The sequence below is a fragment of the Microcoleus sp. AT3-D2 genome, from assembly GCF_036705715.1.
Classification (GTDB): Bacteria; Cyanobacteriota; Cyanobacteriia; order Cyanobacteriales; family Microcoleaceae; genus Microcoleus.
This window is the reverse complement of the sequence record NZ_JAUBVE010000029.1, coordinates 27,195-41,361: the sequence shown is the minus strand read 5'-3', so window position 1 is coordinate 41,361 and position 14,167 is coordinate 27,195. Positions and strand designations below refer to the sequence as shown.

Genomic DNA, 14,167 nt, shown 5'->3' with positions numbered 1-14,167 from the left:
CCACACCGCTAAAGAAAAATTTAATAACAATTAAGAGCGATCGATCCGCACCATACAATTGTCTATCCTGCCCTGCAACCTGAATCAGGAAAAAGTGCGATCGATCGATTTTAGATTTTGGATTTTAGATTTTGGATTTTAGATTTTGGATCTATTCCTCATGACAGTTGACAGTTGACTGTTTGGACATTTTGGCATTTGAACAATACCGATGCCACCGGAAACGATTTTAGATTACAAACCTGGGTGCATTTGGGTTGAAAAACCCCAAATACAATTTAGATGCCACACAGCTTACAGCCAACTGTCAACAGCCAACAGTCAACTGTCAACAGTCAACAGTCAACACTTTTCTAAGTTGCAGCTTCATTCACCGGGAATCTATCGATTAACTGCATCGCCCGACAAGCATTCCTCCGCAAAGAATCGGAAACATGAGGAACATGAGGAATCTGAGACAAGAAATCCAAAGTCCGGCGCAAAATCCGCACCACATCCCCTTCATCCAAACTCGTATGGCTAATCAGTTCCAGCCATTCAACGCCTAGAGCCCACTGCTCGACTAAAGTCACTAAATCCCGTTCCAGCCAAATCGGGATTGCAGAATCGTGCTTGCGCTGCACTTGAAACAATCGGCGGCGCAAGCCTTTTTGCAGATTGTCCAAAGGTGCCAAAACTTCTGGCGACAGCGAGTAGTGAGTCCAACTGTCGGGCCGAGAAACTTCTGTAACTAAGGCCGCGCAAGCAGCAGCGAGGTGGTGGGGGTCGAGTTCGTCAAACTCTGCAGACATCAGGGACAAACCCAGCCACAGTTCGTTATCGCCGCGAATGGCGGCGCAAGCTTGGCCCAAGATTGTGGGTACCAACCTGCCGGAGGAGTCATCTCGCTTTACATTTGCCGAAACTACTCTTTCCAAGCAGCCGAAATTCAGCAGGATGTCGATTAAGTTGAGAAATTCCTCCCAGTAGCGAGCTCTCTGCTTTTCTAAGTCTTCTTCGCTTTTGCGGATTTCTTTTTTCAATTCTTCCCGGCGGCGCTGGCGTTTGAGCAAAGTACCGGGATTGCCCCATTCTAAAACCGGGTGAGTTTCTAGCTTAGCTTCTACGGCTGCGATTTTCCGCTGTTGCTCGATCGCCTCTGGGCTCGGTTCCGGTGTCGGCAATTGTGGGATCGATGCAGCAATTGAAGCAGTTTCTTCAGTTCCCAAGCGGCACTGGCCCAGTCTCAGGGGCATTTCCGACGGCGGGTTCAAGGTATCTGCAACGCTCAAGCGGGGTAATTCGGCGTGCAGGCTAGCGACATCGCTAATGGCGACGACATACCAGCGGTTATCTTTGCCCAAGCACACCAAATTTGGTGCTTGGCCGGAACCTGCGATTTTGGCAACCAGTACGGCGGGTACAGGATTTGTGTGCGATCGTTTAGCTGTCGGAACGTGCTTACCTTTGAGACTCAGAACCGTGCCGAGCACTGCAAAAGCCACAGCTACGGACATTTCCTTAAATCTGGCTTCTTCAGCTTGCTGCAATAAAGTTTTCAGCAAACGTTTGTCTTCTTTGAGTCTTCCCTGCAATTTTTCGTAATGGGCGAGCTCTTTTTCCAGGGTGGAGACATTTCCTCCTGCCGCCAGGGACTTTTCCAGCACCGCCAATTCTGTTTGCAATCGGTCTAATTCTTCTTGCTGCGGCTGCAAGTACAAGGTAGACAGGTATTGGCCAAAACTCCGCTCTACCAACTCTTGAGCTTCATCGAGAGTGTGTGTTTGCAGCAAATTCAGCACCATGCCGTAGCTCGGAGTAAACTGACTGGCGAGGGGGTCGGCTTTGGCTGTTGCCAAATACGAGGCTTCTTTTGCGCCTTCAAAGCGCGTCTGAACTGCGACCACGTGCCCCAGCTTGTCCATGCCCCGCCGACCCGCCCGACCGGCCATTTGCAGGAATTCTGAAGCGTTTAGCAGTCGGTGTCCCTTGTCCGTGCGCTTGGACAGGGTGGAAATAACTGTGGTGCGAGCGGGCATATTAATCCCGGCTGCTAGGGTTTCGGTGGCAAATACGACTTTAATCAAACCTCTGCCAAAGAGTTCTTCTACTAAACCTTTCCAAGCGGGCAAAATGCCTGCGTGGTGGGCCGCGATGCCTTTTAAAAGTGCTTCTTTTTGACCGAAGCGTTCTGCTTCTGGGTTTCGCTGTAAAAAATCGTCAATGATGCGTTTGAGTTCGGCTGTTTCGGCTTCGTTAACCAGGGAGAAATTGCCGACTTCTGCGACTGCTTGGTCGCACCCGCGACGGCTGAAGATGAAGTAAATTGCTGGTAGCATATCTCGATCGTCCAACCGAGCCAAAACATCGGTCAAACTCGGAGTGGGGATGCTGCCTCTTTCTACTTTTTGCCCCTTCTTTTTGGGGACTAACCGGACATTAGCTCTTTTGCCGGTCTCGTCTAGCAGGGGAAATATCCCTTTTTGATTGGCGAAGTGGAATTGCAGCGGCACTGGCCGAAAGTCTGAGTAGACGAGCTCTGTGGGCCCGTGGACTTTGTTAATCCAGTCTGTGAGTTGGTCGCTATTGGCAACGGTTGCTGAGAGGGCGAGAAGTTGAATTTCGCTCGAACAGTAGATGATCGATTCTTCCCAGACGGTACCACGCTGCCGATCGTTCATGTAGTGACACTCGTCGAGCACCACGGTTTCGACTCCGGTGAGGGAAGTACCGACTTCTCCGATCGGCGTACCGTAGAGCATATTCCGAAATATTTCGGTAGTCATCACCAAAATGGGCGCATCTCGATTGACGGAGATGTCGCCCGTCAGCAAACCTACGTTGTCGTCTCCAAATTGACTGCGGAAGTCGCGCAGCTTTTGGTTAGACAGAGCTTTGAGGGGAGTTGTGTAGAAGACGCGCCGCTTCCTGGAGAGTGCTTGATGGATGGCGTATTCGCCGATTAACGTTTTCCCAGAGCCTGTGGGAGCGCACACAACAACGGATTTACCTGCATCGAGGGCGGCGATCGCCTCTCTCTGAAAGTTATCTAGCTCGAATGGAAATATGGTCTTCAGATCCAGCTCTGGGCGGTTCTGGGCAGTGTCTGGCACAAGGATTATTATCAGGTTTCAGGGTAAGTATGCTGAAATCTTGCTTGCTAAAAGCAAATCAGCAGAGGACTGTATTGATTTTAAACCTTCGCCACCAAATCGGCTAGGAAGGAATAAGTCTGTTGGCAGTTGTCATTAGTCATTAGTAACAATTACCAGTTACCAATGCCCCATGCCCCATGCCCCATGCCCCATGCCCAATTCCCCATTCCCCATTCCCCGTTTCCTTCTCTATGATTCCAGTTATTTCGACTATTCCTGTGGTGCAGCTTGCTTCGGGCGATCGGCTTTCACTGCAAGTCTATCAGTTCCAAGGTGCGATTCCAGGCAAAAAAGCTTATCTCCAATCTAACCTCCACGGCGCTGAGATTAGCGGTAATGCTGTGATTTACCAATTAATTGAGTTTTTAATGTCTTTGGACAGCAGCCAGTTAATCGGGGAAATTTTGCTAGTTCCTGTTTGTAATCCTGTGGGTGTGAGCCAGCGATCGCACCATTTTTCCCCTGGTCGTTACAATCTTTATGATGGGGTAAATTGGAACCGGATTTTCTGGGATTTTGAAAAACAAGGGGAAGATATTCTGGGTTTTGCTAAGTCTCACCTCCATCTCGATGCTGATACTGTCAAAGTTAATTACAGAAAAGCGATTGCTTTGAGTTTTGCGAAAGAGTTGGCAAAAATTAACGCTCCTAGCTGCCGCCCCTACAGCGAATTTTACCGATATCAGCTACAATCTTTGTGTTTGGATGCTGACTATGTGCTGGATTTGCACAGTTCTACGAATCAAAGTTTAGATTACCTTTACTGTTTTAATTCCCGCGAGGAGAGTGCAAAAGCTTTTTTGCTCGATCGGGCAATCTTGATGAACGAGTACGATGGCGATGCTTTTGACGAGGCGTTTCTCAAGCCTTGGCTGGCTTTGGAGAAGATTTTGGCCCAGTTGGGAAGTACACTCAAATTTGATGTGGAAGCTTGGACTTTAGAATTAGGTTCGGGGATGGAAATGAATCCCGAGTCGGTGGCGAATGGCTTGCGGGGCATCAAAAATTACTTAGCAAGTAAGGGTTTATTGAAAATAGATGGATTTCCTTTGCCGGAAACTGCGAATCATCAAGTTATTTTCACCGCCAAGAATTCGGTGTTCAAATACTACGCGCCGGCGGGCGGGATGATTCAAAATCGAGTGCAATTGGGAAGCTGTGTCAAAAAGGGCGATCGGCTTTATCAAATTCTCAGCTTTAATAAGAATGGGAAATTTCCGAGTTTGGTTGATGTTGGTGCTGAGTCGGATGTTTTCATTTTTGATGTTTCGACCAATCAGTCAGTAAATCAAGGAGAGTATGTGCTGTCTGTGATGGCAGATTGAGAATACCAAGAAACCCGGTTTCTTGAAGAAACCGGGTTTCTGAAAACCTATTGGTAGTCGAACCATAAATTACGATATACGATTGAATAGGGCTTGTTTAAATTCCGCTGCACTTTTATAATAAATTTCTGGATTGTCAATTAAAGCGCGATCGATAACTGTGGCTAGCGGTTGAGGAATTGCCGAAGTGCGATCGGGCACAGGAACCGCATCATTTTGTGGCAAAACCGCCAAAAACTGGTTTTAATCCTGCAAAAATCGCGGGAATATCCCGTTATCATCACATACAAAAAAGCCACTTTATTTGGGATTATAGAAACTTTTACTCCCCCCCTTAGCAAGGGTCTAACTCTTACTCCCCCCCTTAGCAAGGGGGGGCTGGGGGGGGTAAAATACCCGATGTTCTCAACGATTGAATCTAATCTACCTTTCTAACTCTTACTCCCCCCCTTAGCAAGGGGGGGCTGGGGGGGTAAAACACCCGATATTCTCAGCGATTTAATCCCCTCTACAATAACCTCTAAAACCCCCTCCAAATTATGATAAACATCCTCATTAGTAAACCTCAAAAATTTAATCCTTGCCGACTCAATAAAGGTCTGCCTTTCTGCATCATATTCTACAGCGCCATCTACAAAATGGCTGTCACCATCAACTTCTAGTGCTAACTTGATTTCCGGTGAGTAGAAATCTAGCACAAATGCGGCTACACTATATTGTCTGCGAAATTTACAATTCTCAAGCCGTCTGTTTCTAATGTGTTCCCAGAGTCGCTTTTCAGCTTCTGTCATTTCTGTGCGAAGCTTCTGTCGCTTGAATTTTTCTGAGGGTCTGTTGTAGAGTTTTGTCATTGTTATATAGGATTTTTTTGTTGTCTTATGGTTTTTTAACCCCCCCAACCCCCCCTTGCTAAGGGGGGGCTAAGAGTTTTTTGAGTTTGTTCGGTGGTGGTACGGTTTATGGTTGAATAAAAATACCGATCGCATTATGAACTCTCGCAGCAGTTGACGGAGGTCGATCGAGCAAACTACCTCCCAAATACAAACTCGTCGAACTTCCCCCATCCAAATTTAAAGCCTCCACAGCACCCATTTGCTGCAATATCTGCGCCAGTTCTGCGAAATTTGGCCCCGCCCCGCCCGCGCGATTGTGCACGGCTACAATCAGCAAATTCCCCGCAGCATTTCGCCCGATCGCACTTCTAATTGCTGTCTGTCGAACATACGCCTCGCTAAACCCTTCCGCCTTAGCATCCAGCACCACTTGACTGTTTTGTACCAACACCGGCCCACCGCCGAGAATGTACGGAAAACGGTTAAAGTCAGCAGGAAAAGTGTTAGTTTCTAGACGCAATAATGTACCGGTAGTGAATTGAGAGGCAGGGGAAAAATCGGAACGCAAAGCCAAAATATAACCGTTAGCTGGAATGGGAAAACTTGTTGTTCCCGGCGCACCTCCGGGGGATTGGCTGACAACTCGATCGCCCGCAACTGTCACAACTATTTCATTGCCAGACAACGGAGTATAAGTTGTTCCCCAATCATAATTGTAGCGACCGATCCCCGGTTGTACGTAGGCACTATTGAGGTGAGAAACGGGTAAAGGTTGATTGGCAGGAGTTATCACAGTTTCTTGCAAAGTTAAACGATCGATCGCAAATTCTCCGCGATCGTTCCAGGCGATCGCCCCCCGGTTCAAAATCGGCCCCGAAAGCCATTTATTGTCGCGCCGAATTGCCCCTAAAGCTAACCGATTTATCCGATTGAAAAACCCTGCATTAATCGCCGCACCTGCACCCGAAACTTCTGCTGTTTGCAATAAAGGTGCAGTGCCTTGAACGGCAGGCGGATTGCTGAGAATTGGTCGAATTTTTACACCAGCTTGACGCGGATTAACTTCTAGCCAAACTACTGGAAAACGAGCCGTTCCTAAATTCTGATACTGCTGCCGCCACTCTACACCCGGCGCCCAAACAATGTTTTTTTCTACTAACGAATCTGGCCGAATGTCGATCACTAATCGATTGGGATTTCCCAGGCTGAAAACTTGCGGCCGCCAACCTAAAGGAATCGTCACTTTGACTTTAGTTTGAGCGCCGTCAGGTTCGACTTTTAGTGATAGCAATTGTTTGCTGGTTGAGAAAGTCTGCTGAATTATCGCGGGATCGATTTTGGCATCGATCGCGATCGACCATTCTTGACCGGCGATCGGCGCTGCGGGCGTTATTGGCAGTGGCAGGGCGGGTTTGGTCGGGTCGTCTGGTGTTTCGAGGTTTGGTGCTGCGCGGAGGTTTGGCAGTGGGATAGCGGGCTTTGTGGGGTCGTCCGGGGGGTTGGGTGTGGGTGTCGGCGACGGGCTTGGTTTATTGACAAAGTTGACTTGCCAAGGGGCCGGTCGATCGATATCTACAACAATGCGATCGCCCGATTCTATTTGTGCTTGCCGAATTCCGGTAACAGTTGCAGTTTGAGAAGTAATTTTTAGAATATTCCCATCAGCAGATATCTCCCAGCCCGCAAGTCTAGCAAAATCTGTAACATCTAAGTAACGATACGGGCCTGTTGCCCGTGCTGCTAAGCTTTGAGCGCCGGTTAAAGATACCGAAAACCACTGCACCGGTTGTTTGGCACTGTCGGCGCTGCTAACCAAATCCACTCCCGCACTTTGCATCAATCCCACATCAGCAATCCAAGTTCGGAAATTCCCAGAAGTGCTGTTTGCCGGCTGCTGAGTCCAAGCTAGGGGCAGAATGCTGCCGTTTAGGGACACTTGGCGGCCTTGTCTAATTATCGAAGAGGGCGGTACAGATTGAGCCAAAAACTTATAGTCCGACAGTGGTTTCAACCCCTGTCTCATAGCTGAAGTTCTCTCAAGAGAACTATCTGTCAATATTTCAGTCGGTTTTAACCGACTTTCGCTATCAGCCAGGGAATTCATTCCCTGGCGAGCTCTCGAAGCATGAATCAGCCCAGCCCTCTCCCCCTGTTGTGCTCTTCCGGGTTGATTCCAGACTAAAGACGGGGCGATCGCCAGTACGGGTAAAATCGAGACTGACAATATTGGGCGCCAAGAGGACAAATTACGTTTCACAGCTTACAACTCACTATTTCACTTCTAAACGCATGGGTGTCTAGAAACCCGGAATATCCGTATGTTTCTTCTTACTAAACTGAGCTAATTGCGCTAAACCCTACTACGAAATGCTCACCCCGGAATAGAAATCACAAACTCCGAACCCTGCCCCAAAGAAGAATTCACGAGTAACGTACCTCCATGTTTTTCCACAACAATTTGGTGAGCGATCGACAATCCTAATCCGGTTCCTTGACCCACAGGCTTGGTTGTGAATAAGTGGTTAAAGATGTTTTCCTGGACTTGGGCCGACATCCCCACTCCATTATCCTTAATCCGAATCAAAACCTGCTTTTTGTCTTCGCTCAGAGCAGTTTGAACCGTGATTTGATTAGGTAGGGCTTTAATTTCACTAAAACTCCGCCCCTTATTTGACTCTTCCAGAGCGTCAATGGCATTGGCCAGTATATTCATAAATACCTGGTTTAACTGTCCGGGAAAGCATTTTACTAGGGGCAAGTTACCATACTCTTTCACAATTTCAATGGCAGGGCGGAACTCGCTGGCTTTTAAACGGTGTTTGAGAATTAGCAGAGTGCTTTCGAGTCCATCATGAATATTGAAAGAAACTGGTCGATCGCTATCTGCCCTCGAAAACGTTCTCAAACTCGTACTGATATTGCGAATGCGCTCGACTCCCTCCTTCATCGAGCCAATCAATTTGGGCAAATCTTCTCGCAAATACTCCAAGTCCATATCTTCAATTTCTGTTTCAATTTCCACTCCCGGATTGGGAAATTTTTCTTGATACAAATCAATCAAATTGAATAAATCCCCCACGTATTCTTGAGCAGGTTGCAAGTTACCGGCGATAAAGCCTACCGGATTGTTAATTTCGTGGGCTACACCTGCGACTAAATTTCCGAGAGCAGACATCTTTTCACCCTGCACCAATTGCAGTTGCATCTGTTTGAGATCCTGGATAGACTGCTCAAGTTTTTGAGCATAATCCTGAGATTGTTGATAAAGCTGTTGAGATTGCTGATACAAGCGGGCGTTTTCCAGCGAGATGGCAGCTTGGGAGCAGAGGATGTTGAGGAGGGCGACGCGATCGTGAGTGAATGCCCCTGTCGTCAGATTATTTTCCAAATACAGAATTGCCATCATTTTGCCTTGATGGATAATCGGAGTACATAGGATACTCTTAGGTTGGTGCTGCTTGATATAGGGGTCAGAAGTAAATATTAATTCAGTCTTGACATCATCGAAAACTAGGGTTTTATTGCTACGTTTAACGTAATTAATGACTGTCTGGGGAATTGATTCGCTCTCCTCAATCCCAATAGTTTCTTGCAGAATACAGCCTTGGCGATCGCTACAGTGAACAGCAATTTTCCAGTTGTCCTCTTCTTTCAAAATTAATACTCCTGTTTGAGCGCCTGCATTTTGAATCGCCACTTCCATTAGGGTAGTGAGCAATTGTTCCAGCTTAATTTCGCTAGACAAAGCTTGATAAGCTTTGATAACAGTTGGTAAATCTATTACTGTGGTACTCGTACTGCCAGCAATTGTTTGGCGATGACTAGAAATCAATAAATTCTCATGGGAGGTAGTACCTTTCTCGAACGAACGAGCATTTTCCTGTTTCAAGATAGGAGCCAGAAGTTCGGGATAGCGTTGTTCTAGATCGTCGATTTTTGCTTTTGCTCCCCAACGAGCATAAGCATAGTAAGCATCTCTTAGATATACCTGGGCAACTTTTTCTTTCCCCCATACCAGGTAGAATTTAGCAGCCAATTCATTCGCCAGAGCTTCTTCGTTGAGATAATCGTTTTCTTTAGCAAGAAAAATGGCGCGATCGTAACTCTCCATCGCCTGCACATTTTCACCCAGCACTCGGAACATTTCGGCTTCCACTAGGTAACATTTGTGCGAGAAATTCATGGGGGCGTTATGTGCCCATTTATGAAGGGTTTCCTGGTTGCTTTTCACTTTTTGCAGATGTTCTTGTTTCTCTTCCGATGAATCCACCTCGCTACACACTCCCAGCCGTGCTAGAGAGTCATAAAAGTAGAACATCGGCACATTGAGCATACCCGTTACCGCGTCTAAATACTGTGCGGCTTGCCGAGCATTTTCTAAAGCTTGCTCGGTTTCTCCAAACAGGTAACACACAAGCAGTTTATGGAAGTAAAAATAGTGGAGTCCGTTGCGATCGTTGGCTTGGATGTGAAAGGGGAGCATTGTTTCTTCATTGTAGGCATCTCCCACAAATTGACAGGGATTTTGCGATTTCCCCAGCAGATTTAATAAAGCCTGATGAACGATTTGAGTATAATTTAACGCTGCTTCTTGTTTAAATTGAACCAGCGCAGTGCAGTAGGTCGCTACCTCCTCTTCGAGTCCCGCAATTTCCCGACCGATTAAATATGAATATTGAGAAATTTCTTTGGCTGAATATCCTAATTCTAGTTCTCCTGTTTCCAGTCCTCTGGCGTAACCCTCTTTTAAAAGAGGAATGGTTTCTTTAACATGATGTTTACCATGTATGATGTGAACGCCGACTGTATAATACACTTTGGTTTTGAGGTAATTAGCATTAAATAAATCAACAATATTTAACGCCAATTGCCCAAACTCAAACCCTGTTTCAATGTCTTGAACTACACCGCTTAATACCAATCCATACAAGCCGTAAGCAAAAGCAGATAAGGGAGCATTCCCATAACTAACCGACAAATGAACCATTTCGACAATAACCAGTGGCAGGAGAAGTGGAGCCGTGATGTAGGCTGGAGAAACTAAAGCTGATAAAATTCGCAAGGCTGCTTGCTTTTGGAGATTTTCCATTTCTGGCAAATCAATAAAGTCCGCAATTTTTTTGCCAGCAAAAAGTGATGCGGTTTGTTCTAGTGCCTGCTGAATATCTGCCGGAGTTGGATTTTCTGGAAAGCAGATTCCCAAGAGTTTGAGAACTGCTAACCCCATTTCAACGGCTTGTTGAGGTTTGACTTGCGCCGTACAAGCAGATAGCTCGATTTCATAAACTTTGACCTTATCCAGCAGCGTTCTGGCATTGTGCAAGACTAAAGCTGCTAATTCCTCCATTTCCTGAAAATCATAGCTCAGGTATGCAGTTTCTGCCGCTAATACGTGCAGTTCGAGGGCGGTTTCATAGTGAGTGTGCCAGCTATCGGGAGCTAGGATTTGCCTGCCAAAACTTAAATATTTGCGTGCCGCAGCATAAGCGGTAGCAGTCTTCGCCTTGCGTCCCGCGATCAAATTCAACTCAGCCAGTTGGTAACGCTCGGTTGGCTCCGTAATTAAATCACCACCATAATTCAACTGGTTGACTATATTAAAAATTTTCTCTTCCCTTTCTGTTGTTGGAGTATTAATCAACAACAGTTGACCAATATTGAGGTGAGTGGATTGTTTCTGGGATTCTGGGATCAAAACGTAAGCTGCTTGCTGTACGCGATCGTGTAGAAATTTGTAATAACACGATTCTGGATTCTGGAACCACGAGTCAGAAGTATTGCTTTCTCCTTCTGAATCCTCATTTCTGAATTCAAACTCGTCTGAAGTAAAAAACTTATAAACTTCAGTCAGTGGGAGAATCAACCCTGCTTGCAAAGCTGGCCACAAATTTGCTGCCGTCTCGGACGAAGATTTTTCACAAACTACCGCCAGCGTTGCTAAATCGAATTCGTTGCCAATGCAGGCAGCTAACTTTAAAACTTCTTGCGTATCGGGTGGCAACTTTTGCAATTGAAGCGCCATGAACTCTACAACATCATCTGTCAGGGCTAAGGTTCTGACTGTGGCGAGATCGCACTGCCAATACCGCTCCTCAAAATTAAAGGTAATTAGCCCATCTTCATGCAAAGATTTGAGGAATTGCGTGCTAAAAAACGGATTACCTTGGGTTTTTTGATCGATCAGTTCTGTTAAGGGCATAGCCAACGCTCTAGAACAAACTAAAGTATCGGCAATCAAACAATTCAAATTGAAGCAATCGAGCGGTGCAAGGGTAATGGTGTTTACCGTAGCTCCCGTTTGTTGAATGTCGGATAATGTCAGCACCAAAGGGTGTACGGGGCTGACTTCGTTATCTCGATACGCTCCAATTAATAAGAGATAGTGGCGATCGCGATCGCTCATCAGAAGTTGAATCAAGTTCAATGAGGCTGAGTCGGTCCATTGCAAGTCGTCTAGGAAGATGACGAGGGGATGTTCTTTGGTTGTGAAGAGTTGAATGAAGTTCTCTAATAACCGATTGAAGCGATTTTGGGCCGCACTGCCCGAAAGTTCTGGTGCGGGTGGTTGCTCTCCAATAATCCGTTCTAGTTCAGGAATTACCTCAATGATTACCTGAGCACTCTCGCCCAATGCTGCCAGGATTTGAGTCTTCCACTGTTCAACTTTAGCATCTGTTTCGCTCAGCAATTGGTTCATTAAATCGCGAAAAGCTTGTACAAAAGCTGAGAAGGGTTGGCTGCGCCCAAATTGGTCGAATTTGCCTTTGATGAAGTAGCCTCTAGCTGCGACAATCGGTTTGTGAACTTCGTTGACGACGGCGGTTTTGCCAATGCCTGAGAAGCCAGCCACCAACATCATTTCCGCGCTTCCTGCACTTACGCGATCGAAGGCTCTCACTAGGGAGAATACTTCGATCTCTCTACCATATAATTTTTCGGGAATGATGAAGCGATCGCACAAATCTCGCTGCCCTAGTTTAAAAGAGGCGATTTCTCCAGTTTGTTGCCACTGGTACAAACAAGTTTCCAAATCAAACTTGAGTCCGATCGCACTTTGATACCTATCTTCAGCATTCTTCGCCATCAGTTTGCTAACAATTTCAGATAGCACCAATGGAACGTTATTGTTGAGGTGATGAACTGAGATAGGCTGCTTGGCAAGGTGACAGTGTACTAACTCTATCGGATCTTCGCTTTGGAAAGGCAACTGTCTCGTCAGCAGTTCGTAGAAGGTGACTCCCAGAGAGTAGAAATCTGTGCGGTAATCAATGCCTCGGTTCATTCGCCCAGTTTGTTCGGGAGATATGTAAGGTAAAGTGCCTTCGAGGAGGTTGGGATTTTGAATTTCTTGGGTTTGGCGCGGCAACAGAGAAGCGATGCTGAAGTCAATCAACTTAACTTGTTTGCTGACAGGGTTAATTAAAATGTTCGCCGGTTTGAGGTCTTTATGGATGATGTGGTGGCGATAAAGTCCATCAAGCGAGTTGGCAATTTGAATGGCAATGGGAAGAAACTCGTTAAGGGGCAATCCTTCCAGAGGTTCCTTGCTGGCGAACACTAAACTAGCGAGGTAACTATTTAAGGAAATTCCGCCAAAGTCTTCCATCACCAGAGCATAGTGGTTATGGTAAGTCTCCAGGCTGTATGCCTTGACAGTGCCAGATATCTCTAAGTTTTTAGTAATGACAAACTGATTGCGGAAGTGAACCAGTTCGTGGAAGCGGGGAAAGTCATTTCGCAGCAGTTTGATCACTACGGGCTGCTGATCGGAAGACCGACGGGCACGATAAACTAGAGTTCGATTGCCTGCGTATATTTGCTCGTTAATCTGATATCCTCGAAAAATATTTGTTATGCTAGCCATATCTACGTATTCCTACTGCTTCTGTCAAGCCTGAAGCTTTTTAGAGTTACTATCTACTATTTTCGCTCTATCGGCCGTGCTATTGATTAACTATACTTAGTTTAATCTACTTTGTAGCTAAAATTATGAAAACACCATTTTAAAAACAAGACTTAATATTTTAGGTAAGAGATATTGATACTGGAGTTTAGGCTAAGTAGAAAATGAAGGAGTATAACGCTAATTGAATGACACCAGTTCATTTAAGAGGAAGTTAAGAATCCAATTAATAGGATAAAAAATAGGGTGAAAAATCCTGGCATAGCTAAGTTAATTAACGATGCGTCTTGGTATGAGTTCAGTGTCTGAAGTAAATACTTTGCAAAAGTATTTACTTCAGACACGCTTGCGGTTAGAAATCCTGCATTAGCAAATCGCCTCAACGAATCAAGAATCAAGCGCGTCTGTAGACCTGAGAGTGTCAAAAACGTTTGTGGGTAAAAAAATACAAAATAGGCTTAGGGAAAACTGTCAACCTTTTTCGGCTAGGCATCTTAGCCTGGGTTCTGGACGATCGCTGACAAGACTTGCACCCCAACTCTGACTGTAATGGGTGAAATTTTATCAATTTTTTGATAAACTTGATGTTCCCGGCTTGAGAGTTGACTTCACAATAAGACAGGTTTCACCAGTTGTGAACCGCGCTGCTACATTGCACCTACCGACTGACCGGGCAGGTGGCTTTTGTGTCTGCGGGCGCTGACGAAAGCAACTCAATAGCGTAGCAAGCAAAATAACGCTAAAGTTACTATCTACCTGAGTCCGCAAGGCTACCCTTCCGAACTCAGGAAAAACCCACACAAAAAACTCGTGAAGCGCAGCTATCCCGTAGGGAATCGCCTGCAATGTATCTAGTTGCAGGGCGGCGATTTCCCAAAGAATCACAGCTTTTTAACAGCAGGGTATTCTAGGAGACATCTCCGAGAGGATGCGAGCGAGATAATTTAAAATCTGCAAACAGGGTTTCAGTGC

General features: G+C 46.1%; 7 protein-coding genes. 1 reads left to right on the top strand and 6 read right to left on the bottom strand.

All coding sequences use genetic code 11. The annotated features are described in order from the left end of the window. Positions 1-353 precede the first annotated feature (353 nt). A complete protein-coding gene (locus QUB44_RS14655; RefSeq protein WP_333368583.1) occupies positions 354-3,092 on the bottom strand; it encodes a DEAD/DEAH box helicase in 2,739 nt (912 codons plus the stop codon). Between the two features lie 233 nt (positions 3,093-3,325). Between QUB44_RS14655 and QUB44_RS14650 the strand changes: the two genes are divergently transcribed. Further along, positions 3,326-4,459, top strand: coding sequence for a succinylglutamate desuccinylase/aspartoacylase family protein (locus tag QUB44_RS14650; protein WP_333368580.1), 1,134 nt, complete (start codon positions 3,326-3,328; stop codon positions 4,457-4,459). 69 nt (positions 4,460-4,528) lie between these two features. Here QUB44_RS14650 and QUB44_RS14645 read toward each other — a convergent pair whose 3' ends face one another. From QUB44_RS14645 to QUB44_RS14625, 5 genes are all read right to left on the bottom strand, one after another. Beyond that, a complete protein-coding gene (locus tag QUB44_RS14645) occupies positions 4,529-4,693 on the bottom strand; it encodes a hypothetical protein (protein WP_333368577.1) in 165 nt (54 codons plus the stop codon). A 197-nt stretch (positions 4,694-4,890) separates the two neighbouring features. Further along, positions 4,891-5,310 (bottom strand): endonuclease domain-containing protein, encoded by a 420-nt coding sequence (locus QUB44_RS14640; protein WP_333368574.1) that lies wholly within the window; start codon positions 5,308-5,310, stop codon positions 4,891-4,893. A 106-nt stretch (positions 5,311-5,416) separates the two neighbouring features. Beyond that, entirely contained in the window at positions 5,417-7,549 is a 2,133-nt protein-coding gene (locus QUB44_RS14635) for a phosphodiester glycosidase family protein (protein WP_333368571.1), read from the bottom strand. Between the two features lie 114 nt (positions 7,550-7,663). Continuing rightward, positions 7,664-13,156, bottom strand: a complete 5,493-nt coding sequence (locus tag QUB44_RS14630; protein ID WP_333368568.1) for an AAA family ATPase — start codon at positions 13,154-13,156, stop codon at positions 7,664-7,666. A 603-nt stretch (positions 13,157-13,759) separates the two neighbouring features. Next, positions 13,760-14,080, bottom strand: coding sequence for a hypothetical protein (locus QUB44_RS14625; protein ID WP_333368565.1), 321 nt, complete (start codon positions 14,078-14,080; stop codon positions 13,760-13,762). Positions 14,081-14,167 lie beyond the last annotated feature (87 nt).

Bases quoted from the DNA above. Each gene is read 5' to 3' on its own strand.
- QUB44_RS14650 (WP_333368580.1), top strand. From the start codon at position 3,326: ATGATTCCAGTTATTTCGACTATTCCTGTGGTGCAGCTTGCTTCGGGC.
- QUB44_RS14640 (WP_333368574.1), bottom strand. From the start codon at position 5,310: ATGACAAAACTCTACAACAGACCCTCAGAAAAATTCAAGCGACAGAAG.
- QUB44_RS14630 (WP_333368568.1), bottom strand. From the start codon at position 13,156: ATGGCTAGCATAACAAATATTTTTCGAGGATATCAGATTAACGAGCAA.